Below are 20,798 nucleotides of genomic sequence, written 5' to 3'. Positions count from 1 at the left end.
TGACCGGCCTTCTTCTGAGTGGATGTGGCATGAGCGACGACGACACCTCGAAGATTCCCCTCGCGGGCACAGCCAGCACCGATGACGCGGTCGCCGCCGTGAAAGCGGTCTCCAGCCAGATCTACGAATTCACCGGGGTACCCGGCAAAGCCTCGGAGCCCGGGCCCGGTGTGAAGGCATGCCCGGGCAAGGACCCGGAGAAGTACTTCCAGGTCTATCACCCGTGGAACTTCACGCCGAAGTCCGGCGCCGACAACGACGTCGCCATGCAGCACCTCAAGGAGAAGCTCAGCACGGGCGGTTGGGTGCTGAAGGATGAGTACCGCGACAACAGCCCGAACAAGAACCTCAATCTCGTCGCCGACAACGACGCCAAGAAGATGAGCGTCTGGATCGTCGCGTACAACAAGAATGCCACCCCCAGCATCGGCATCGACGTCACCTCGGGCTGCTACCGGGCCCCCGACGGCCAGACGATCAACCACTCCTAGGCAGCGGCTTCCCTGGGAGGCCCGGCGGCGCCACGGGCTACGCGCCGGGCCGGGGCGCACGTGCCTGAGCCACCCGCCCCCCGATGGCAACGGTGCCTCCGGGCCGGGCCGGCGGACAGCGGCGCTAGCCCTCGGTCGCGTTCGTGACCATGCGGTGGGCCGCGAGCAGGGTGAGGTCGGGTACGGCCTTGCGGAGGGCTTTCACGCGGGCAACGTGGCCGCTTCGGGAATCGAGGCCGGCGTCGGCCAGAATGTCTCGGACCCATTGGCCGAGTAGGTCGTCATCGGTTCGCCCGCAGTGCGCCTCGACGATCGCGACAGCCCGTTCCAGCCCGGCTCGCTCGCCGGGTGCCGCCTCGGGCAGGGCCGCTCGTACGGCCTGGAGGATGTCGGGACCGTCCCGAAGAACGAGTACGGATGTCTTTTCGGACGGCATGACTTCTCCTCAGGGGGATGGCGGCGCCGGGTGGCACGACGACTGGCGCGCGCCGTCAGCGGCGGCGCGTAAGACGGCTCGCGGTGAAGCTCCCGGTCATCCCCGCGTGGCCGTGCAGCGACCTCACCTCACTGCGTACCCGGGTGGCCTCCAGGCGCGCCTGCCGCTCGATCAGCAAACCCTCCGTGTACTCGGCCGGGCCGCTGCGCCCCCGCCGGGCCACCATGACCACCAGCCCCACGACAACGACACCCAGTCCCACGAACAAACCCGCCAACGCGCCCATCGCTCCCCCGTCCCCGTCCCCCAGGTCCCCGATCAAGAAGCCCAACCATATGCAAGATCCTTGCCCAGCGACATGCTTGGATCTCACCGCGCCGGGCGGAACAGTGTGCAGGTTGGCGTCCCCGGCCCGCGCGGCCCGGTGATCGGCGGGGCGTCGTCGGACCGGCCCGCCTCCAGCCGGTCCAGCGCACGTCGAAACGCTCCCTCGTTCAACAGGGCGGTTATCACGGCGTGATAGGTGCCTCTTGCGTTCGACCGCCGACCGGTCGGCATCGCTCCCGGATACGAAACGCCCCGAGCGAGGCCCCTGTTGGATCGACCGAGCGACCGAGAGCGACCGAGCGTCCTGAATCACCGCACCCCGCGTCCAGGGCCGCACCGGGCAATGCCCGCGGCTACACCTCGATGTACGCGACGACCACCACGGTGCGCAGAGCGGTCAGGTAGTACAGGATCCGAACCGCTTCGATCTCGTCCGCGTACTGGCGCAGCTCGGGCCGGGAGGCGTTGCCGGGGATCGGGTCGCCGTTCTCGGGGTTGACGGAGAGGGCGACCAAGGCGCGGTCCAGGGCGTGGATCTCACGCTCGGTGGTGAGCTCTTCGAGCTGCTTGGCCGCGGAGTCGCTGAACGCGACCCGGGCGCGCCGGGGGGCGTGGCCGGATGCCATCAGGCGACGGCCGGGCGCTGGGCGACGAGGCGGTCGAGGTGCTGCTCGCGCAGTTCCTCCCAGGGTGTGCACTCCTCCGCCGACGGCAGGCCGTGGGTGGCGATGTCCTCCAGGACGCCGGCGAGCCGGTCGGCGTTCTCACGGGTCCTGGCAGCGTAGGCGCGGACCGCGTCGGCGGCCGCGGGCTCCAGCTGCTGCCGCGCGGCGGCGGGGGCCGACTGTTCGCTCATCGGGGGCTCCTGGGCAGTCATTCGGCGTACCCCTTCACGGTATCGCCGGGACCGGCCCACCGAACCCCATGCGGACGAACCAGACCCGACCTCGCCGCCGAGGCCCAACTCCGCGACGGCGCTCCCTCCCACGCGATCGCCGCTGCGAACTGACGCCCTGCGCCTCCCCGGTCACAGCGACGGACACGCCAGCATGACACATGGCCGGAAAGCGCCCCCTACTCCCGGCTTACGCGTTCGCGAGCGCCACCAGTTCGAAGGCCGTCTTGCCGTCGAGGGACTCGCGGATGATGTCCGCGTGCCCGCTGTGCCGGCCGATCTCCTCGATCAGGTGCAGCAGCATCCAGCGCATCGAGACCCGGCCCTCCTTGGGGAACCACGGCGCGTCCGGCAGCGGGAAGGTGTCGTTCAGGGACGGCACGGAGTGGACGAACTCCTCGGTCTCCTTGGCGACCGCGTCCCAGAACGCCAGCGTCTGCGGCACCGTCTCGTCGCCGACCAGCACGAAGCTCTCGTGCCACGTCGACTCCTCGCGCTGCTTCTCGTTCGGCCGCTGCTGGGCCAGCCGCAGCCAGCTCAGCTCGCACTCCGCCACGTGCTTGAGCAGCCCGGACAACGAGAGCTCGCTGGCGCTGGGACGGCTCGCGGCCTGCTCCTCGGTGAGGCCGAGCAGCGCACGCCGCAGCCCGCCGCGCTGGGCCTCGATGAACGCCAGGAGCGCGCCGCGCTCGTCGCCGTGTGCCTCTGCGGGTACGTGAGTGACCATGATGTCCGCCCTCTGATCCGGTCCGGGAGGCCCTGCGCCTCCCTGCCTTCCGACGACACCCAAGTTACGCAGTATCTAGGCCAGATCGTGTCCTCAATGCAGAGTTGAAAAAGTGAACTCGCGCAGCAGCGAGACAGCTGTCCCGAGAACCGCAGGACATTTGCCAGGGGCAGGGGCAGGGGCAGGCGCCGCTAGGCCTGCGCCGTGGGGCGTACGACGATGTCACCCACATCAACACTCGCCGGCTGCTCGACCGCGAACGCGATGGCCCGCGCGATGGCCTCCGGCGGGATCGCGATCTCGCCCATGCCGGCGAGGATCCGGGCCTTCATCTCCGGCGCCATGGGGTCCGTGAACTCCGTACGCGTCACCCCCGGGGACACCACGGTCACGCGCAGGTCGGCGCCGGCTTCCTGGCGCAGGCCCTCGGAGAGGGTGCGTACGGCGTTCTTGGTCGCGGCGTACACCCCTTGCAGCGGTACGACGCGGAGCCCGGCCGTGGAGACGGTGTTGACGAAGTGTCCGAAGCCCTGGCGGCGGAAGACGGGCAGGGCTGCCGAGATCCCGTACAGGACGCCCTTGAAGTTGACGTCGATCATCTCCTCCCAGTCCTCGACGCGCAGGTCGTCGATGGGCGAGATCAGGCCGACCCCGGCGTTGCTGACGAGGACGTCGAGCCTGCCGTAACGGGTGCGGGCCAGGTCGACCAGGGCAGTCAGGTCCGCGCGGCGCTTCACGTCCGTACGGGCCCAGACGGCCTGGCCGCCGGCCTTCTCGATACGGTGGGCCAGCGCCTCCAGGCGATCCGGGCGGCGGGCGCCGAGGACGACCTTCGCGCCGCGCTCTGCCAGCAGCAGGGCGGTGGCCTCGCCGATCCCACTGCTGGCACCGGTGATCGCGACGACCTTGCCCGCGATCCCCTCAATATCTTCGATGCCGTCTATGCCCTCGATTTGCGACACGGGTGATCCTTCCAGGCAGGGGGAGAGGACGGCGGCGCGTGACATACCGTAGAAACGGAGGCGCCGCCGGTTAGCCGGCCTGGCATCACCGTAAGTGGAGGCGCCTCCACTTAGCAAGCGACAGAATCCAGGAGACCGAGCCGCCCATGACACCGGAACGGGATACGCAAGCCCCGGAGCGCCCCCTGCGGGCCGACGCGCAGCGCAACCGGGACAGGATCCTGGCTGCCGCGGTGCGCGTGTTCACCGAGGAGGGGCTGAACGCCCACTTCGAGCGCGTCGCGAAAGAGGCGGGCGTGGGCACCGGCACGCTGTACCGCAACTTCCCGACCCGGGAAGCCCTGATCGAGGCGGCGTACCGCAACGAGGTGGCCCGTCTGTGCGACGCCGTCCCCGAACTGCTGGCGGCCGCGCCCCCGCGCGAGGCGCTGCGTACGTGGATGGGCCGCTTCGTCGACTACGCCACCGCCAAGCTCGGCATGGCCGACGCCCTGCGCGCCGTCGTCGCCTCGGGAGGCGACCCGTACGGGCGCAGCCGCGTCATGATCCAGGACGCCCTCACCACGCTCATGGAAGCGGGTACCGCGGCCGGCGCCTTCCGCTCCGACATCCGGCCCAGCGACATGTTCGCCGCGCTCGCCGGGATCGCCCTCACCTCTGCGGCCCCGGACCAGCGCGAGCAGGCCGAACGGCTCCTGGACCTCACCCTGGACGGCCTGACCCGCTTTCCGCCCCCGTCAGGGTGAGTCGGTCGTCCCGTCGGACGGCCCGCCGCTCGGCCCGTCGTCCCTCTCGGCCGCCGCGCGCCGGTACCCCGCGTTGATCCGCTGCGCCTCCTCCAGCTGGTCTTCCAGGATGACGATGCGGCAGGCGGCCTCGACGGGGGTGCCCTGGTCGACGAGTTCGCGGGCGCGGGCGGCGATGCGGAGCTGGTAGCGGGAGTAGCGGCGGTGGCCGCCCTCCGAGCGGAGGGGGGTGATCAGGCGTGCCTCCCCCAGGGCCCGCAGGAAGGCGGGGGTGGTGCCGAGCATTTCGGCGGCCCGGCCCATCGTGTAGGCCGGGTAGTCGTCGTCGTCCAGACGGTCGCCGAGCGGATTTTCTGCTGTCACTGTCACCTCGTCGTGCGGCATGTAGCTGTGGGCTCGGTGAATTCAACAGCATCGGCCGGGCCCACTGTCACACCGGGACACGGATAAGGGCCCTGCCGACGCGCGTCGGCAGGGCCCTTATCCGTATCTCGGTGCGTTACGCGGAGGTGGACGCGCCCAGCAGTGCAGACGCCGTCTGGAGCGGCGTCAGCTCGCGGGCGGGCATCGCCTCGGGGAGAGCGCGGCACGTGAAACCGAGGAGGGTCATGGCGCGGGTGACCTCTTGGGCGGTGAAGTCGCGGCGGTCCTGGCGCGTGACGACCTCGCCGACCTGCTTGACGGGGTAGCGGCGGCGGCCGATGAGCACGGACTCGCCTTCGACGGGCTGGGGCTTGACGCCCTTCATCGAGGCCTCCACCCCGCTCTTGGTGAGGTCGAACGGGAAACGGGCGATGACGCAACGCATGGTGCCTCCAGAAAGGATTAAGGAGAGGAGTGGGGAGAAGGAGCTCGTTCGGGGCCGGGCCGTTTCCGGCTCGGCCCCTGCCTCCGTTTAGGCCGCCGCCTCCGCGCCGGGCCTGCGCTGCCCCGCCCCCGTACCGCGTACGCCGCGCTCCTGGCCCGTACGGCCTCGGCGGCCGCGGGACGAGGCCGTCGCGCTGCGGCGCGGGCGCTCCGCCACCGGGGTGGTGATCGTGACCGGGATGCCCGAGGGGGCCTGGGCGCCGGTGATGCGGGTCAGCTCCGCGTCGCCGGAGCGCACTTGGGTGGTCTGGGGGACGATCCCGGCCGTCGCCATCAGGCGGCTCATGTCGCGGCGCTGGTTGGGGGTCACCAGGGTCACGACGCTGCCGGAGGCACCCGCGCGGGCGGTGCGGCCGCCGCGGTGCAGGTAGTCCTTGTGGTCGGACGGCGGATCGACGTTGACGACCAGGTCGAGGTCGTCGACGTGGATGCCGCGGGCCGCGACGTTGGTGGCCACCAGCACCGTCACATGGCCGGTCTTGAACCGGGCCAGGGTCCGGGTGCGCTGGGGCTGGGACTTGCCGCCGTGCAGCGCGGCCGCCCGTACGCCGCTGCTGAGCAGGTGCTCGGTCAGCCGGTCGACGGCGTGCTTGGTGTCCAGGAACATCAGCACCCGGCCGTCGCGGGCGGCGATCTCGGTGGTCGCCTGGTGCTTGTCGGCGCCGTGGACGTGGAGCACGTGGTGCTCCATCGTGGTGACCGCGCCCGCCGACGGGTCGACGGAGTGGACCACCGGGTCCGTGAGGTAGCGGCGGACCAGCAGGTCGACGTTGCGGTCCAGGGTGGCCGAGAACAGCATCCGCTGGCCCTCGGGGCGCACCTGGTCCAGGAGCGCGGTCACCTGGGGCATGAAGCCCATGTCGGCCATCTGGTCGGCCTCGTCCAGGACGGTGATGCCGACCTGGTTCAGCCTGCAGTCGCCGCGCTCGATGAGGTCCTTGAGGCGGCCGGGCGTCGCCACGACGACCTCGGCGCCCGAGCGGAGCGCCCCGGCCTGCTTGCCGATCGACATCCCGCCGACGACCGTGGTCAGGCGCAGCTTCAGCGACCGGGCGTACGGGGTGAGCGCGTCGGTGACCTGCTGCGCGAGCTCGCGGGTCGGGACGAGCACCAGCGCCAGCGGCTGGCGGGGCTCGGCGCGCTGTCCTGCCGTACGGGCCAGCAGCGCGAGGCCGAAGGCGAGGGTCTTGCCCGAACCGGTGCGGCCCCGGCCGAGTACGTCACGGCCCGCGAGCGAGTTCGGCAGCGTGGCCGCCTGGATCGGGAACGGCACGGTGACGCCCTGGGAGCCGAGCGCCGCCAGGAGCGGGCGGGGCAGGGCCAGGTCGGCGAAGGCCTCGACGGCCGGGAGTGCGGGGGTGAGCGTCACCGGGAGCGCGAACTCGCCCTGCGGGGCGGAGGGACGGCGGCCGTAGCCGGAGCGCGGGCCGCTGCGCGTCGGGGAGTGCGTACCGGTGCGTGCGCGGGTGAAGCGGTCGTTCGTGCGTGTGCTGCGGTTCAAGAGGAACCTTCCTTGATGCTGCTTGCTGCGGCACGTATCAAGGAATTCCCGGGGAACACGGGTGGCACGGGGAATCGCAAGAACGAGCCAATCAGATGCGTGATGCGCGGGAGCGGACCGGGCCGGGAGGCGTTTCTCACGGCGCGGCGCTGAAATACGGGCCGGACCGGGGCCCGGAAACAAAACGAGCTGGGGCCCGCACCCCAAGGTGCGGGCCCCAGCTACGACGGACGCGTGTGCGTCTGCGTCAAGATCAGGCGGGAACGATGTTCTCGGCCGTCGGGCCCTTCTGGCCCTGCGCGATGTCGAAGGTCACCTTCTGACCCTCCTGGAGCTCGCGGAAGCCCTGGGCGGCAATGTTCGAGTAGTGGGCGAACACGTCCGGGCCGCCACCCTCCTGCTCGATGAAGCCGAAGCCCTTTTCCGCGTTGAACCACTTCACGGTGCCAGCAGCCATGTCAATCTCCTTCGGGGCATTTCCCGGAACCCGCACTGTGCGGACTCCGCGTCACTGCGATGATTACCCCGCCCGGAGAAAAACCGGGACATACAAAAATGCTCCCGCCTTGCCCTGGACTGCAGGACGACGGCGAGGGCACTTGAAGTTTCTGGGAACCACAACCGCAACTGAGATCGACAGTAGCACGGCATACCGGGACCCGCACTGCCGAATAATTCGCTTCCGCCCGTCGCACAAGAAATTCTGAGCGCGCTTCTCGCCAAATTCTTCTACGGCGGGAACAGATTTTTATTCACTCGCCGAACGAGGATTTTCGCCGCCCACAGCCCCGACAGCCCCGCCCCGGTGCGGTCAGCGCAGCACACCCTCCAGGAAGTCGCTGCCGAGGCGGGCGACCACGGTCAGGTCCAGCTGGTGGTGTACGTAACGGCCTCGTCGGCGGGTCGTGATCAGGCCGGCCTTCTTCAGGGCCGCGATGTGCCGGGAGACCTCGGGCGCGCTGATGTCGTGGGCGGCCGCGAGTTCGGTCGTGGTGTACGCGGAGCGGGCCAGGTAGCGGCACATCCGGATGCGCATCGGGTGGGCCAGGGCCTCCATGCGCAGCTCCAGCAGGTCCAGGGAGCCCGGTCCTGGCACGTGGGGCGCGGCGGCCGGGTAGTGGATCACCGGGCGCCAGCGCGGCGCGTGCAGCACCCACAGGTGGGGCCAGCCCAGCGAGGACGGGACGAAGGTGACGCCGGGGCCCACGGCCGGGTCGAGCGCCTGCGTACGGCCGCTGCTCAGCTTGTCCACGCTGATACGGGACCCGTCGTCCGCCAGCGTGAGGGCGGGCGAGACCTCGGCCAGCGCCTCGGCCAGGCCCTTGTGGCGCAGCACCTGCGTCTTGTGCCGGGCGTCGGCGGCGAGCTCGACGCGTACGCGCTGCCAGACGTCGTCGAAGAACGCCTCGGCGCAGTCCTCGAAGAGGCGGCGGGTCCAGGCCCGCAGGGCGGGCGGGTCCTCCAGGAGGCGGGTGGCGAAGTCGAGTTGCCGGGGCCCCCGGGCGGCGGCGCGTTCCAGGGCGTGGGCGCGGGCCTTGGCGTTGCCGAGCGGGGAGGGGCCGCCGCGGCCGTAGTTGCTGGTGCAGGAGATCTCCAGGGCGGCGTCGACGAACACGTCGTCGTCGAGCCGGTCGAGCATGTCCAGGTCCTCGGCGAGGGTGGCGCCCGGGCGGCCGTGCGAGTCGGGCAGCGCGGCGAACGGCAGCGCGATGTCGGAGAAGGAGGAGGTCCACAGGAAGTCCGCCTCGCACAACCGGTCCGCGAGGTCGGGCTTGAGGGCCGCGTTCGTCGCGGTCGTCCACCCGTGAAGCCCCGGGTGGTGCCCCGGCTCGGCCAGGGCGTGCAGCGCGGCGCACAGCTCGGCCAGCGGCGCGGGGCTGAACACGAGGCGCTCGGGCGGCAGTCCGGCGATGTCGATGATCACGCTCATGGGGTTATGGTGCCGGACTCTGTGCAGGTGGGGAGGGTGATTTGACGGTTCTCGTCAATCATCCGTCCACCCCCGACCGCGGAGGCCGCGGGCGGCCGCGTGGCGTACGAGGGCGGCCGCCGCCCGCCGGGTGCCGCCGTGGCCGAAGCGGTCGGTGAGCGCCCGGGCACGGCCCGGGGCGGGGCCGAGGCCGGCGGTGGACTTGGCGATACGGGCGGTGAGCGTCTCGCGCAGGGCGGGGGTGGCCGAGGTCCGGCGGACGGCGGCGCCGACGGCGGCCAGGAAGTCCGGGGTGGGTGCGGCGCTGTCGATGGCCTGGCCGAGGTCCGCCCAGTCCAGGTGGGCGTCGCAGTAGCCGTGGGCGGCGAGTTGGCGGGCCTGGGCGGGGTGGGTCTCGTTGACGGACGGCAGCCACAGGGTGGGGACGCCGGTGGCGGCGGCGTCGTAGATGTGGCCCAGGCCCGGGGTCATACAGGCGTACGCGGCGCTCCCCATGAGGTCGAGCACGTCGGCGTGGTCGTACGTGCCCACGCCCGGGTCGGCCAGTTCGGCGGCGACGCGGCGGCTCGCGGTGGCGACGACGGGCCGCGCGACCGGTTGCGCGGCCCGGACGGCCTCCAGCATCAGGCGGGCGTACGCGACGGCGTCGGACGTCTGCCAGTACGGGTTGTGCAGTCCCCCGAGGTTGACCAGGACGTGCCGCCCCGGGTGCCAGGTGCGGCGGGGCGGGATGAGCGGGGGGACGACGAGGGCACGCGAGTGCAGTGCCGGATCCGCTGCGATGCGCTCGCGTACGCCGAAGAAGTCCTGGGCGAGGTACAGCCCGGTGTCGTGGGCGACGGCGGGGATCTCGGGCCAGAACCAGGTGAGCGCGTCGTAGACGGCCACGTCCAGTCCGGCGCGGCGGGCGAGGGCGGCGGCGGGGAAGTCCATGGCCGTGACGAACAGGTCGTAGTGGGGCGCCCGTCGACGTAGTCGGGCCAGCCGTTCGCCCTCGGGCAGATCCGTCCAGTCGTGGATCGCGCGGTAGGGCGGGATGCGCTGGAGGTCGAGGGTGTGGCCCTCGCCGACGTAGTCGAGTACGCAGCCGAGCAGGGCCAGCTCCTCGGCGAGGATGGCCGTCGCGGCGGCCGGTCCGAAGCCGAAGGCCTGGGCGCTGAGCAGCAGGCGGGGGCCGGGGGCGGGGAGGCGGTCGGCCATGTCGGCTGCTCCGGAGGGGAGTTGGGGGCTGGGCCGGTGGGGTGCGGTGCGGGGGCGCCCTGGCGGACGATACCCCGGATCGCTACGATGAGTCACCTTCCGTAACGCAGAGGCGTATGGCGCAGCACTTGCGCAGCACTTGCGCAGCACGCAACCCGTCCATGCCGTCCGCCACTTCCCCCCTTGGAGCGCGAGCGCTATGGACCCGCTGGAGACGGATACGGTGAGGGAACCGGAACCGGAGACGGAGACGGAAACCGCGCCCTGGACCCGGCCCGAGGTCGGCGCGCTCGCCGTGCCGGGGGCGACCCTGCACTACGAAGTGAGCGGCACAGGGCCCCTGCTGCTCCTTCTCTGCGGCGGCAACTCCGACGCCGCCGTCTTCGACCGGCTCGCCGCCGTGCTCGCGGCCGACCACCGCGTCGTCACCGTCGACCCGCGGGGCAACTCCCGAAGCACCCTCGACGGCCCACCCGTCGACCAGCGCATCGAGGTGCACGCCGACGACGCGTACCGCCTGCTTGAACGGCTGTCGCCGGGCGGTGGGCCGGTGCGGGTGTTCGGCAGCTGCTCGGGCGGGCTGACCGCGCTCGAACTCGCCCGGCGCCACCCGGAGCGGATCGCCGCGCTGGTGGTGCACGAGCCGCCCGCGTTCGGGCTGCTGCCGGACGCGGCGGAGCGGCTCGCGTTCATCGAGGGGGTGTACGAGACGTTCCGCCGGGAGGGGGTCGGGGCGGCCATGGCCGAGTTCAGCGTGCTCTTCGGCGGCCGCCCGGCCCCGGAGCTGCCCGAGGAGCACGACAACACGGCGTTCTTCCTGGCCCACATGCTGCGCCCCTCCACCCACTTCCTCCCCGACGTCGCCGCCCTCGCCCCGCTGGCGGACCGCATCGCCGTCGCCGGGGGCCGTGACTCCCGTACGCAGGCCGTGCACCGCCCGGCCGAGGTCCTGGCCGAACGGCTCGGGCGGCGGCTCCTGGAGTTCCCCGGGGGGCATGTCGGGTACGCGAGGTGGCCGGGGGAGTTCGCGGGGCTGCTGCGGGCGGCGCTGGCGGGCCGGTGAGCGGGCGGGTGGCCCGCCCGCTCACCCTTACGGATGTCAGCCGACCCGCATCCAGTGCTGGTCGCTGTTGCCGTTGCAGTCCCAGATGACGACCGGCGCGCCGTCGCCGCTGCCGTTGTACTGGGCGAGGCACTTGTTGCCGTCGTCGTTGGCCCAGGCCGCGTGGCTGCGGATCGCGGAGTACCGCGGGTCGCTGGAGACGGTGTCGAAGTACCACTGCTGGTCCGGGTTCCCGTTGCAGTCCCAGCCGACGACGGTCGTGCCGTTCCCGGTCGCGCCCTGCCACGTACCGAGACACTGGCCGTAGCCGTTCTTGATCTCGTAGTAGTCCCCGCCGCCGTCGCTGCCCTTGTAGTCAGCGCGGTGCCACTGCTGGTCGGGGTTGTGGTTGCAGGTCCACATGATCGCGATGTTCTGGTACTCCATGCCCATGTCGATGGCCAGGCAGTGGTTGCCGTTCTGGTTCACGAACTCGTTCGTCGACGTGGCCGAGGCCGTCGCCGAGGACGACAGCGTCATCCCGGCGGCCATGGCGAGGGCGGACGCCGTCATCAGCGCGGTCTTGAGAATTTTCATGTGTCCCCCGTTGTCGAGTGGGTGAGATGCGGCTCGTCGCCGACCCGGGGGGAATCGTCACAGCCGTCTCCAACAGCCCGCTAACGGGGCGCCAACGCGGTCGCGGGCGGTGCCAGGGCGAGGAGCCGTTCATGCAACCGCATGAGCCCCAGCGTTCGGGAGCAGCACGTCCTTCACCCCGGACAGAACACCCATGACCAGGGCATTCCCGCCGTCAAACGTAAGCCGCCGGGCCGACGATCGTGACCGTCATGAAAATCCGACCGGACCCGTTTCCAAAGATCGCCGTCAGCCGGCGTCCTACTCGTACGACAAGGGTTTCAAACACGCCATCGACCGGGTGAGATGCGGCGGCACGTGGATGGGTCCTGGCTATCTTGCGACCACCAAGGGCGATGCGTAAGGGCTGCCCGGGGCAGGGAGCAGGAGTGGGTCGATGGGGCAAAAGTATCTTCAGCGTTTCGTCTACAGCGAAGGCGTCACCAAGCCTGCACTCGATGAGGCGTGGAGCGAAGGCTTCAAAGCGTTCGCCCGGTCGGGCAACTGGGGCGATGTCGACAGCGGCGTCGTGCACCACCAGACGTACGGCACCGGATGGGGCGGGTACGCGCTGATCGAAGTGGAGGACCCCGAGGCCTTCGGGCGCTACCAGATGTTCCACAACCAGACCTACGGCCACGTCGTCCACGTCACCTTCGAACCCCTGTGGGACATGGACCGGGCGTTCGAGGCGACCATCCGCGACCTGAAGTGAAGGTGCGACGCAGACGGCGGCCCCTCGCCCGGGTTCGGGCGAGGGGCCGCTGTGGAGTGCGTCAGCCGGTGAAGCCGGCCTGGTGGCCGAGCTACCGCGAAGAACGCCAAGGCCGCCCTCGGCCGGAACCAGCAGGCCGCCGCCATGCCACCGGGGTGTTCACCCGCTCCGTCGGCATGCGGCTCGCCATCGTCGGAGGTGCCCACCTCCAGGCCCGCGACCTCGACCACGGTCTCGAACTCGGCAACCGGTCCGTCGACATCCTCGCGCGCGTCCAGTCCTCGCGGGCCAAGGATTACGTGCGTGAGTTCAACGCGGCCCTCGCCCCCTGGCGGCGGCAGCCGGCCGTGCGCGAGTTCGTCCAGCGGACCCGCAAGGAGCTCGGCGTCGCCGCCTGAGGGCCGTAACCCGAGGGGAGCCCACTGGCCGGAGCTACTTGTGAGCACCCCTTGTCACCGCTCCGCCTCGCGCCGTGCGGAAGCCGTGCCGCGACGCCGATGGCATCACGGCATGGCGTGACACCCTCGCCGGCGTGTCTGGCTGGAGATCTTGGCCCACCCGCTGCGCGAGGCGCTCCCCGGCGCCGCCGGAGCGTAGAAGGCTCCCCCGCCATCGCTCGGTCGCCCCCCCGTCCCGCACTGCCCGCCGAAGATCACAAATGCCAGGAACTCAACCGCAGTCCGCGCCGACTACTGGAACCGGGCGGCAGAGGTCCGCCCGCGTACCAAGTGGACCTGGAGAGTTTCGATGCGTTCTCGCGTGTGGTGGCCTACGACGGCCGTGGTGCTCGGCCTCCTCGCGGCGGGGTGCGGCGACGGGGACGGGGACAAGGGCGCCGACAAGGACAAGGCGGCCGCCGCCGGGGCCTCCGTCTCCGGATCCGGCTATCCCGTCGGCGTCACCGACTGCATGGGCGCCAAGACCACCTTCGCCGCCGCCCCGAAGAAGATCGTCACCAGTAACGCGGCGGGACTTGAGCTGCTGCTCCGCCTCGGCGCCGGGGACAAGGTGATCGGCACCGGCTTCCCGCCCGGCAAGGGCACCCTGCCCGCCGAGCTCGACGCGCAGGCGCAGAAGGTCAAGGTCCTCGGCAAGATGGTCATCCCGAAGGAGAAGCTCCTCGGGTCCGGCGCCGATCTGTACATCGACACCTTCGCCTCGATGGGCGGCATGGGTGGGGGCATGGGAGACACCCCCACCGACGCCGAGTACAAGGCCGCCGGGATCAAGCACATCTATCTGAAGTCCACCGCCTGCGCGTCCAACCGCAAGAGCCCCGTGACCGACCTCTCCGCCGTCGAGGACGACATCACCTCCCTCGGCGCCGTCACCGGCACCGCAGCGAAGGCGAAGGAACTCGTCTCGGGGATGAAGAAGACGGTCGACGCCGTGCAGGGCGTCGTCAGTGGCACCGCCCCCGCCGCCCGGCCCACCTACTTCTTCTTCGACTACGACGCCGGCACCAAGCAGCCCTCCGTCGTCTGCAACCGGCAGGTCGCCCACGCGGTGATCACCCTCGCGGGCGCCCGCAACGCCTTCGCCGACTGCGACGGCGACTTCAAGCAGGTCGGCTGGGAAGACGTCATCGCCAAGAACCCGGACTGGATCCAGCTCGGCGTACGCGACCGGGGCAGCGAGTCCGCCAACAAGGCGGCGTTCGACGAGGCGCAGAAGTGGCTCCAGGACAACGCCGCCACCAAGGGCCTGAAGGCCGTCAAGGAAGGCCACTTCGTACGGATCGGCTCCGAGCGGACCACCATCGCGGGCGTCAGCAACGCCGACACCGTCCGGGAGATCGCCAAGACGCTCTATCCCGGCAAGGTCGGCTGAGTCGTGGTCTCCCTGGTGTCTGCGCGTAAGAACGACCCCACGCACTCGCGCACCCGTACGCTCTCCGCCCGCGCCCTCGCCGCCGTCCTCGCCCTCGCCCTCCTCGCCGCCCTCACCGCCGCCGTGTCCTGGGGCTCGACCTCCATCCCGCCCGGCGAGGTGTGGGGCGTGGTGTGGCGCAGGCTGTCCGGGGACGCGCCCCGGCCGGGCACCGACGACCTGATCGTGTGGCAGCTGCGGGTGCCGCGTGCGCTGCTCGCCGCGTTCGTCGGCGCCGGGCTCGGCGTCGTCGGTACGGCGGTCCAGGCCCTCGTACGCAATCCGCTCGCCGACCCGTACCTCCTCGGCATCTCGAACGGCGCCTCGCTCGGCGCGGTCGCCGCCATCGTGCTGGGGGCGGGGGCGGGCGGGGCGCTCGGGCTCGGCCTTTCGGGCGCGGCGTTCGCGGGCGCGCTCGCGACGTTCGCGCTGGTGTGGGCCGTGGCCCGGCGCGGCGGCGGGTTCGCGCCGCTCCGGCTCGTCCTGGCCGGGGTGGCCATCGGGCAGTTCCTGTCCGGCTTCACCAGCTACCTCGTCCTCCAGGCCGGGGACGAGCAGCAGACCCACAGCGTGCTGTTCTGGCTGATGGGCAGTCTGAGTGGGGCCACGTGGACACTGCTCGCCGTTCCCGCCATCGCCGTTCCGCTCGCGCTGCTGGTGCTCCAGGCCCGCGCCCGGGGCCTGAACGCGCTGCTGATGGGCGACGAGACGGCGGCCGGGCTCGGCATCGACGTCGTACGGCTGCGACGCGAACTGTTCCTGGTCACCAGCGTGCTGACCGGCGTCCTGGTGGCCGTCTCGGGGGCCATCGCCTTCGTCGGGCTGATGGTTCCGCACGTGTGCCGGCTGCTCGTCGGCGGCGACCACCGCAGGCTGCTGCCGCTGTCCGCGCTCCTTGGCGCGCTGCTCCTGGTGGTCGTGGACACCGTGTGCCGTACGGCCATGGACGCGCAGGAGCTGCCCGTCGGCGTCGTCACCTCACTGATCGGCGCTCCGGCGCTGCTGTATCTGCTGGACCGGCGGCTGGGGAGCGAGAGTTGAGTACGAGTACGGGTACGGGTGGAAAGCCTCAGCTGAGGATCGACGTCGAGGATCTGCACGTCGCCTATGGCGGCCGTACCGTCGTCTCCGGCGCGCATCTGCTCGCCGCCGAGGGCGAGATCACCGGCCTGGTGGGGCCTAACGGCAGCGGCAAGTCGACGCTGCTGCGGACCGTTTACCGACATCTGAAGCCGTCCGCCGGGCGGGTGCTCCTGTCCGGCACCGATCTGCGCGAGCTGAGTCCCGTGCAGGCGGCCCGGCACATCGCCGCGCTGCCGCAGGAGCGCGGCGGTGACTTCGAGCTGAGCGTGCGCGAGGTCGTCGCCATGGGCCGCACCCCGTACAAGCGGGCCTTCGCCGCCGAGGACACCACCGACGCGGACATCGTCGCGCGCGCCCTCGCCGACGTCGGCATGGACGGCCACGCGGGCCGCCGCTTCACCGAGCTGTCCGGCGGCGAGCGCCAGCGCGTGCTCCTGGCCCGCGCCTTCGCCCAGCAGCCGGACGTCCTGGTCCTGGACGAGCCGACCAACCACCTCGACGTACGCCACCAAGTGGAGCTCCTCGCGTTGCTGCGGGCCCAGGGGCGTACCACCCTCGTCTCGCTCCACGACCTCAACGCCGCCGCCTCGGTCTGCGACCGGCTGCACGTCCTGCACGCGGGGCGCGTCGTCGCCTCCGGCGCGCCCCGCGAGGTGCTGACGCCCGCGCTGATGGCCGAGGTGTTCGGGGTGCGCGCGGCCGTGGTGGACCATCCGCTGACCGGCGACCCGCTGATCGCCTTCGACCACCGGGCCCCGGCGGACGCGGGCGTGGAGGTGACGGTATGAGCAGCGCACCCGATACCCAGGACCGCTGGTCCCTCGTCGCCGTCGCGGGCCTGCTCTCCTTCGTCGCCATGCTCGACATGAACATCGTCAACGTGGCCCTCGCGGACATCTCCAGCGGCCTCGATGTGTCCGCCGCCACCGCCCAGTGGGCGGTCCTCGGCTACCAACTCCCCGTCGTCGCGCTGCTGTTGCCCGTCGGCCGCTGGCTGGACGGGGTGGGCGCGCGCCCCGCCCTGCTGACCGCGACCTCCGGGTTCGCGGTGTGCAGCGCGCTCGCCGCGCTCTCGCCGTGGGCGGCCTGGCTGATCGCCGCCCGGGTCGGGCAGGGGGCGTTCGGGGCGGTGCTGTTCGTGCTGATGCCCGTGCTCGCGATGCGGTCGGTACGGCCCGAGCTGCGTGCGCGGGCGATGAGCGTGCCCGCGACGCTGGGCCCGCTCGGCGCGGTGACCGGGCCCGCCCTCGGCGGGCTGCTCCTGGACCACCTGGGCTGGCGGGCGGTGTTCCTCGTCAAGATCCCCGTCTGCGTACTGGCGATGGCCGTCGCCTACAAGGCGATGCCGAGGGACGGGCGTCTGCACCGGCCCGACCGGCGCTCGGCGGCCGACGCGCTGCTCGTCGGTACGGGGGTCACCGTCCTGCTGCTGACGCTGACCCTGGCCTCCGGGCACGGCTCGTGGTGGCTGGCGGGCGCGCTCGCCGCCGTACCGCCCCTGTGGTGGTGGCTGCGCGGCCCCGGCGGGCGGCCGGTGACCGGCGCGCTGCGGGCCTCGGGGCTGTACCGGGCGCACGGCGCGGTCCTGGCCCTCGCGGCCGGATTCGCCGCCATGCACTACGTGGTCGCCCTGCACCTCCAGCGCGACGACGGCTTCAGCGCCACCTCCACCGGGCTCACCGTGCTCGCCTTCCCACTGGGCATGGGCCTCGCCGGACCGCTCGGCGGACGCCTCGCCGACAAGTACGGCGCCCGGCCCGTCGCCACCGCGGGCGCCGTACTGACCGCCGCCGGTCTGCTGCTGCTGGTCCCGCTGGGCGACAACTGGTCCGCGCCGGACGTGGCCTGGCGCCTCGCGCTCGCGGGCCTCGGCATGGGCCTGAACGGCGGTCCCACGCAGGCGCTGGTCATGGGCGCCGCCGTGCCCGAGCGGGCCGCCACCGTCGGCTCGGCCGTGCAGCTCGCCCGCAGCCTCGGCTTCACCCTCGGCCCGGCCCTGGCCACCGCCGCGTGGGGGCTTGCCGGGGACGGCGAGGGCGTACGGGCCGGGCTCGCGCTCGCCGCCGTCGCCGCCTGCCTGGCCGTGCCCCTGCTGGCCGTGCCCGTCCGGCTCCCCCTGAAGGCGCAGAGCACCGACCCGGTGCCCGCCACCCAACCCCAACCCTGACCCTGACCCTGACCCTGACCCTGGAGTTTGCCCCATGTGCGGAATCACCGGCTGGGTGTCCTTCCACCGTGGCACCCGTGGCACCCGTGGCACCCGCGACCGGGCCCGCGTCATCGAGGCCATGACCGCAGCGCTCACCCCGCGCGGCCCCGACGCGGGCGGCGTCTGGCTCGACGAGCACGCCGCGATCGGCCACCGGCGTCTGTCCGTCATCGACCTGGCGGGCGGCGTCCAGCCGATGCCCGACCGGCCCGACGCCCCCACCGCCGTCCTCTCCTACAGCGGCGAGGTCTACAACCACCACCAACTGCGCGCGGAACTGAGCCGGTTGGGGCACACCTTCCACACCCGCAGCGACACCGAGGTGGTGCTGCGCGCCTACGCCCAGTGGGGCGAGTCGCTCGCCGACCACCTGGACGGCATGTTCGCCTTCGCCGTATGGGACGCGCGCGAGCAGCGCCTGCTCCTCGTCCGCGACCGGCTCGGCGTCAAACCCCTGTTCTGGGCGGCCGTCGACGGCGGCCTGGCCTTCGCCTCCGAGCCCAAGGCCCTCTTCTCCCACCCGGAGCTCCACCCCCGGGTGGACGCGGACGGCCTGCGCGAGGCGTACAGCCTGCTCTTCAACACCGGCCCCACGGTGTGGTCGGGCGTACGGGAGGTCGAGCCTGGCGGTCTGCTCGTCCTCGACCGGGGCGGCATCCGCGAGCGCCGCTACTGGCAGCTGGAAGCCGGGGTGCACGGCGACGACCGGGACACCGCCGTCGACCGCGTCCACCACCTGGTGAGCGGGGCCGCCCGCGCCCAGCTGGAGGCCGACGTCCCGCTGTGCAGCCTGCTGTCCGGCGGCATCGACTCCACCGTCCTGACCGCCCTGCTCGCCGACGAACTGCGGCTGCGCGAGGGCCCGGAGGCCCGTATCCGCTCGTACGCCGTCGACTACAGCGACCAGGCCGAGCAGTTCACCGGCGATGTGCTGCGCACCGGCCACGACACCCCGTACGCCATCGAGGCGGGCGCCCACATCGGCACCGACCACAGCACGGTCGTCCTCGACCCGCGCGCCCTGCTCGACCCCGAGCACCGCACGGCGGTCGTGGTCGCCCGCGACTCACCCATCGGCGTCGGCGACATGGACACCTCGCTGTATCTCCTCTTCGGGGAGATACGCCGCCACTCCACCGTCGCCCTGTCCGGGGAGGCGGCCGACGAGGTGTTCGGCGGCTACCCCTGGTTCCACAACCCCAAGGCGCTGGCCGCGAACACCTTCCCCTGGCTCCTGGTCACCGGCGACGAGGCCGCGATGCCGCTCAACCCGGATCTCGGCCTGCGCATCGGGGAGTTCCGCGACGATACGTATCGCGCCGCGCTGGCCGCCGTGCCGCACGCCGACGGCGAGAGCCCCGAGGAGCACCGCCAGCGCGAGATGCAGCACCTGTCGCTGACCCGCTGGCTTCGCCAGCTCCTGCACCGCAAGGACCGCCTCAGCATGGCGCAGGGCCTGGAGGTCCGGGTGCCCTACTGCGACCACCGCCTCGTCGAGTACGCCTTCGCCACCCCGTGGGCGCTGAAGAGCTTCGACGGCCGCGAGAAGAGCCTGCTGCGCGCGGCGGGCGCGGGCCTCGCCCCGGAGTCGGTGCTGTGGCGGCCCAAGAACCACTATCCGGCCACCCACCACCCCGACTACAACCGCGGGCTGCAGAACATGGCCCGCGACGCGCTGAACGCGTACGGCGGCCGGGTCCGCGACCTCGCCGACGAGACCCTCATCAAGCCCTGCCTCGACACCCCGCCCGAGCAGTTGCAGTGGGGCCACCGCCTCCGCCTCGAACGCGTCGTCGACCTCGCCCTGTGGCTGGAGCACCACCAGCCCGAACTCGCCCTCTGAGGAGCGCCTTTCATGACCATCCAGGAACCGCTGCCGGTCGCCGGTGGGGATGTCGCCGAGCCCGTCCCGCTCATGGGCTGCCCGTACAAGCGCGATCCGTACCCTCTGTACGAGCAGATGCGCGAGGAAGGCCCGATCCACCGGGTCCTGTTCCCCAGCGGGGTGAACGCCTGGCTCGTCACCGGGTACGAGGCCGCACACTCCGCCCTCAACGACGAGCGCCTGGGCAAGAACCACGACCGGGGCAACGACCGCTGGCGGGCCCGCGCCTCGATCATGCCCGAGCCGCAGCACTCGCAGCTCCAGGTCCACCTCCTGCACCAGGACCCGCCGAGGCACACCCGGATGCGGCGCTTCGTGACGGACGCGTTCACCCCGCGCCGCGTCGACGCGCTGCGGCCCCGCTTCCAGGAGCTGGCCGACGCCCTCGTCGACGCGCTGCCCGAGGCGGGCCCCGCCGACCTCGTCGCGGGCTTCGCCGCCCACTTCCCCTTCCAGGTCCTCGCGGAGACCATCGGCCTCCCGGCTTCGCTGGCCGCCCGCTTCGACCGCGACTGGGGCAAGGTCGTCCAGCCGGTCGGCCCCACCGACCCGGGGCGGCCGATGTACGAGGCGCGGCTGCACGGCCTGCAGAGCTACATAGCCGAGGTCGTCGCCCACAAGCGCGAGCACGCGGACGACGACCTGCTCAGCCGGCTGGTGGTGGCCCGCGACGAGGGCGAACTGACCCGCGAAGAGCTCGACTCCATGATCTTCCAGCTCCTGGTCGCGGGCCAGGAGCCGGTCACCAACCAGATCACCACCGCGCTGATCGCGCTGCTGCGCCACCCGGGCCAGCTGGCCCGGCTGCGCGACGACCCGGCGCTGCTGCCCCGCGCGGTCGAGGAACTCCTGCGCTACGACAGCGCCTTCGAGCTCACCACCTGGCGTTTCCTCGCCGAGGACAGCGACCTGCACGGCACGGTCGTACCCGCCGGGGACTCCGTGATCGTCTCCCTGTGCGCCGCCAACCGCGACCCGCGCCGCTTCGAGGACCCCGACGCGCTCGACCTGGACCGCTCCCCCAACCCCCACCTCGCCTTCGGCCACGGCATCCACTTCTGCCCCGGCGCCGCGCTGGCCCGGGCCGAACTCCAGATCGCCCTGGGCACGGTGCTGACCCGGCTGCCCGGGCTGCGCCTCGCCGTCGCGGACGAGGACCTGGAGTGGATCCAGGCGGTGCTGGGGCGGGGGACGGCGCGGTTGCCGGTGGCGTACGAGCACCGAGTCTGACACCTGATCCCCCGGCCCCGGGGGATCCACCTCGCCCGTACTACGGC

Annotated in this window: 24 protein-coding genes; 11 read left to right on the top strand and 13 right to left on the bottom strand. The window is 71.9% G+C overall.

Features of this window, described 5'->3' with window-relative positions; translation table 11 throughout:
• Positions 1-29: 29 nt before the first annotated feature.
• Positions 30-491: a hypothetical protein gene (locus ACZ499_RS13870; protein WP_468674769.1), complete on the top strand. Its 462-nt coding sequence runs from the start codon at positions 30-32 to the stop codon at positions 489-491.
• A gap of 124 nt (positions 492-615) precedes the next feature.
• On the opposite strand, the gene ACZ499_RS13865 is transcribed toward ACZ499_RS13870, so the two are convergent.
• From ACZ499_RS13865 to ACZ499_RS13840, 6 genes are all read right to left on the bottom strand, one after another.
• Positions 616-927, bottom strand: coding sequence for a hypothetical protein (locus ACZ499_RS13865; protein ID WP_468674768.1), 312 nt, complete (start codon positions 925-927; stop codon positions 616-618).
• A gap of 55 nt (positions 928-982) precedes the next feature.
• Positions 983-1,258, bottom strand: coding sequence for a hypothetical protein (locus tag ACZ499_RS13860; protein ID WP_468674766.1), 276 nt, complete (start codon positions 1,256-1,258; stop codon positions 983-985).
• A 349-nt stretch (positions 1,259-1,607) separates the two neighbouring features.
• Entirely contained in the window at positions 1,608-1,880 is a 273-nt protein-coding gene (locus ACZ499_RS13855; protein ID WP_468674764.1) for a hypothetical protein, read from the bottom strand.
• Positions 1,880-2,110 (bottom strand): hypothetical protein, encoded by a 231-nt coding sequence (locus ACZ499_RS13850; RefSeq protein ID WP_385541096.1) that lies wholly within the window; start codon positions 2,108-2,110, stop codon positions 1,880-1,882. The genes ACZ499_RS13855 and ACZ499_RS13850 overlap by 1 nt, the downstream gene beginning before the upstream one ends.
• Positions 2,111-2,339: 229 nt before the next feature.
• Positions 2,340-2,876: a DinB family protein gene (locus tag ACZ499_RS13845; RefSeq protein WP_468410233.1), complete on the bottom strand. Its 537-nt coding sequence runs from the start codon at positions 2,874-2,876 to the stop codon at positions 2,340-2,342.
• 191 nt (positions 2,877-3,067) lie between these two features.
• On the bottom strand, positions 3,068-3,802 hold the full coding sequence (locus tag ACZ499_RS13840) for an SDR family oxidoreductase (RefSeq protein ID WP_468675025.1): 735 nt from the start codon (positions 3,800-3,802) through the stop codon (positions 3,068-3,070).
• A gap of 182 nt (positions 3,803-3,984) precedes the next feature.
• Here ACZ499_RS13840 and ACZ499_RS13835 point away from each other — a divergent pair, with 182 nt between their 5' ends.
• The gene (locus tag ACZ499_RS13835; RefSeq protein WP_468674762.1) at positions 3,985-4,584 is read left to right on the top strand and encodes a TetR/AcrR family transcriptional regulator; all 600 of its coding nucleotides are present in this window, start codon (positions 3,985-3,987) and stop codon (positions 4,582-4,584) included.
• Here ACZ499_RS13835 and ACZ499_RS13830 read toward each other — a convergent pair.
• From ACZ499_RS13830 to ACZ499_RS13805, 6 genes are all read right to left on the bottom strand, one after another.
• Positions 4,576-4,947, bottom strand: coding sequence for a helix-turn-helix domain-containing protein (locus ACZ499_RS13830; RefSeq protein ID WP_468410468.1), 372 nt, complete (start codon positions 4,945-4,947; stop codon positions 4,576-4,578). The genes ACZ499_RS13835 and ACZ499_RS13830 overlap by 9 nt on opposite strands.
• Positions 4,948-5,083: 136 nt before the next feature.
• Positions 5,084-5,392 (bottom strand): SCO5918 family protein, encoded by a 309-nt coding sequence (locus ACZ499_RS13825; RefSeq protein WP_468674760.1) that lies wholly within the window; start codon positions 5,390-5,392, stop codon positions 5,084-5,086.
• An 87-nt stretch (positions 5,393-5,479) separates the two neighbouring features.
• Positions 5,480-6,952 carry a DEAD/DEAH box helicase gene (locus ACZ499_RS13820; RefSeq protein WP_468674758.1) on the bottom strand — a complete coding sequence of 491 codons (1,473 nt, stop codon included), beginning with the start codon at positions 6,950-6,952 and terminating at the stop codon, positions 5,480-5,482.
• 253 nt (positions 6,953-7,205) lie between these two features.
• Positions 7,206-7,409, bottom strand: a complete 204-nt coding sequence (locus ACZ499_RS13815) for a cold-shock protein (protein WP_190093980.1) — start codon at positions 7,407-7,409, stop codon at positions 7,206-7,208.
• A gap of 354 nt (positions 7,410-7,763) precedes the next feature.
• Positions 7,764-8,882 (bottom strand): DUF5937 family protein, encoded by a 1,119-nt coding sequence (locus tag ACZ499_RS13810; RefSeq protein WP_468674756.1) that lies wholly within the window; start codon positions 8,880-8,882, stop codon positions 7,764-7,766.
• A gap of 54 nt (positions 8,883-8,936) precedes the next feature.
• Positions 8,937-10,082 carry a hypothetical protein gene (locus ACZ499_RS13805; protein ID WP_468674754.1) on the bottom strand — a complete coding sequence of 382 codons (1,146 nt, stop codon included), beginning with the start codon at positions 10,080-10,082 and terminating at the stop codon, positions 8,937-8,939.
• A gap of 223 nt (positions 10,083-10,305) precedes the next feature.
• Here ACZ499_RS13805 and ACZ499_RS13800 point away from each other — a divergent pair, with 223 nt between their 5' ends.
• Complete coding sequence (locus ACZ499_RS13800; RefSeq protein ID WP_468674752.1) at positions 10,306-11,145, top strand: alpha/beta fold hydrolase; 840 nt, start codon at positions 10,306-10,308, stop codon at positions 11,143-11,145.
• Positions 11,146-11,181: 36 nt separating this feature from the next.
• On the opposite strand, the gene ACZ499_RS13795 is transcribed toward ACZ499_RS13800, so the two are convergent.
• Positions 11,182-11,721 carry an RICIN domain-containing protein gene (locus tag ACZ499_RS13795; protein WP_468674751.1) on the bottom strand — a complete coding sequence of 180 codons (540 nt, stop codon included), beginning with the start codon at positions 11,719-11,721 and terminating at the stop codon, positions 11,182-11,184.
• Positions 11,722-12,157: 436 nt separating this feature from the next.
• Between ACZ499_RS13795 and ACZ499_RS13790 the strand changes: the two genes are divergently transcribed.
• The 8 genes from ACZ499_RS13790 to ACZ499_RS13755 all read left to right on the top strand — a co-directional run bounded on the left by ACZ499_RS13790 (position 12,158) and on the right by ACZ499_RS13755 (position 20,751).
• A complete protein-coding gene (locus tag ACZ499_RS13790) occupies positions 12,158-12,475 on the top strand; it encodes a hypothetical protein (RefSeq protein WP_468674749.1) in 318 nt (105 codons plus the stop codon).
• Positions 12,476-12,630: 155 nt separating this feature from the next.
• On the top strand, positions 12,631-12,873 hold the full coding sequence (locus ACZ499_RS13785; protein ID WP_468674747.1) for a hypothetical protein: 243 nt from the start codon (positions 12,631-12,633) through the stop codon (positions 12,871-12,873).
• A 349-nt stretch (positions 12,874-13,222) separates the two neighbouring features.
• Positions 13,223-14,305, top strand: a complete 1,083-nt coding sequence (locus tag ACZ499_RS13780) for an ABC transporter substrate-binding protein (protein WP_468674745.1) — start codon at positions 13,223-13,225, stop codon at positions 14,303-14,305.
• A 15-nt stretch (positions 14,306-14,320) separates the two neighbouring features.
• Positions 14,321-15,385, top strand: a complete 1,065-nt coding sequence (locus tag ACZ499_RS13775; RefSeq protein WP_468674743.1) for a FecCD family ABC transporter permease — start codon at positions 14,321-14,323, stop codon at positions 15,383-15,385.
• A 32-nt stretch (positions 15,386-15,417) separates the two neighbouring features.
• Positions 15,418-16,215 (top strand): ABC transporter ATP-binding protein, encoded by a 798-nt coding sequence (locus ACZ499_RS13770; protein ID WP_468675023.1) that lies wholly within the window; start codon positions 15,418-15,420, stop codon positions 16,213-16,215.
• Positions 16,212-17,594: an MFS transporter gene (locus tag ACZ499_RS13765; RefSeq protein WP_468674741.1), complete on the top strand. Its 1,383-nt coding sequence runs from the start codon at positions 16,212-16,214 to the stop codon at positions 17,592-17,594. Before ACZ499_RS13770 ends, ACZ499_RS13765 begins: the two co-directional genes overlap by 4 nt.
• A gap of 34 nt (positions 17,595-17,628) precedes the next feature.
• A complete protein-coding gene (asnB, locus tag ACZ499_RS13760) occupies positions 17,629-19,479 on the top strand; it encodes an asparagine synthase (glutamine-hydrolyzing) (RefSeq protein WP_468674739.1) in 1,851 nt (616 codons plus the stop codon).
• Positions 19,480-19,491: 12 nt separating this feature from the next.
• On the top strand, positions 19,492-20,751 hold the full coding sequence (locus ACZ499_RS13755) for a cytochrome P450 family protein (RefSeq protein WP_468674738.1): 1,260 nt from the start codon (positions 19,492-19,494) through the stop codon (positions 20,749-20,751).
• Positions 20,752-20,798 lie beyond the last annotated feature (47 nt).

This window comes from Streptomyces sp. NPDC031265 (assembly GCF_055570295.1).
This window is presented reverse-complemented; position numbering and strand designations above follow the sequence as displayed.

What these genes read in the sequence shown, in the direction of transcription:
- ACZ499_RS13870 (WP_468674769.1), top strand. Translation starts at nt 30, where the DNA reads ATGAGCGACGACGACACCTCGAAGATTCCCCTCGCGGGCACAGCCAGC.
- ACZ499_RS13865 (WP_468674768.1), bottom strand. Translation starts at nt 927, where the DNA reads ATGCCGTCCGAAAAGACATCCGTACTCGTTCTTCGGGACGGTCCCGAC.
- ACZ499_RS13855 (WP_468674764.1), bottom strand. Translation starts at nt 1,880, where the DNA reads ATGGCATCCGGCCACGCCCCCCGGCGCGCCCGGGTCGCGTTCAGCGAC.
- ACZ499_RS13850 (WP_385541096.1), bottom strand. Translation starts at nt 2,110, where the DNA reads ATGAGCGAACAGTCGGCCCCCGCCGCCGCGCGGCAGCAGCTGGAGCCC.
- ACZ499_RS13845 (WP_468410233.1), bottom strand. Translation starts at nt 2,876, where the DNA reads ATGGTCACTCACGTACCCGCAGAGGCACACGGCGACGAGCGCGGCGCG.
- ACZ499_RS13835 (WP_468674762.1), top strand. Translation starts at nt 3,985, where the DNA reads ATGACACCGGAACGGGATACGCAAGCCCCGGAGCGCCCCCTGCGGGCC.
- ACZ499_RS13825 (WP_468674760.1), bottom strand. Translation starts at nt 5,392, where the DNA reads ATGCGTTGCGTCATCGCCCGTTTCCCGTTCGACCTCACCAAGAGCGGG.
- ACZ499_RS13815 (WP_190093980.1), bottom strand. Translation starts at nt 7,409, where the DNA reads ATGGCTGCTGGCACCGTGAAGTGGTTCAACGCGGAAAAGGGCTTCGGC.
- ACZ499_RS13810 (WP_468674756.1), bottom strand. Translation starts at nt 8,882, where the DNA reads ATGAGCGTGATCATCGACATCGCCGGACTGCCGCCCGAGCGCCTCGTG.
- ACZ499_RS13805 (WP_468674754.1), bottom strand. Translation starts at nt 10,082, where the DNA reads ATGGCCGACCGCCTCCCCGCCCCCGGCCCCCGCCTGCTGCTCAGCGCC.
- ACZ499_RS13795 (WP_468674751.1), bottom strand. Translation starts at nt 11,721, where the DNA reads ATGAAAATTCTCAAGACCGCGCTGATGACGGCGTCCGCCCTCGCCATG.
- ACZ499_RS13790 (WP_468674749.1), top strand. Translation starts at nt 12,158, where the DNA reads ATGGGGCAAAAGTATCTTCAGCGTTTCGTCTACAGCGAAGGCGTCACC.
- ACZ499_RS13780 (WP_468674745.1), top strand. Translation starts at nt 13,223, where the DNA reads ATGCGTTCTCGCGTGTGGTGGCCTACGACGGCCGTGGTGCTCGGCCTC.
- ACZ499_RS13765 (WP_468674741.1), top strand. Translation starts at nt 16,212, where the DNA reads ATGAGCAGCGCACCCGATACCCAGGACCGCTGGTCCCTCGTCGCCGTC.
- asnB (WP_468674739.1), top strand. Translation starts at nt 17,629, where the DNA reads ATGTGCGGAATCACCGGCTGGGTGTCCTTCCACCGTGGCACCCGTGGC.
- ACZ499_RS13755 (WP_468674738.1), top strand. Translation starts at nt 19,492, where the DNA reads ATGACCATCCAGGAACCGCTGCCGGTCGCCGGTGGGGATGTCGCCGAG.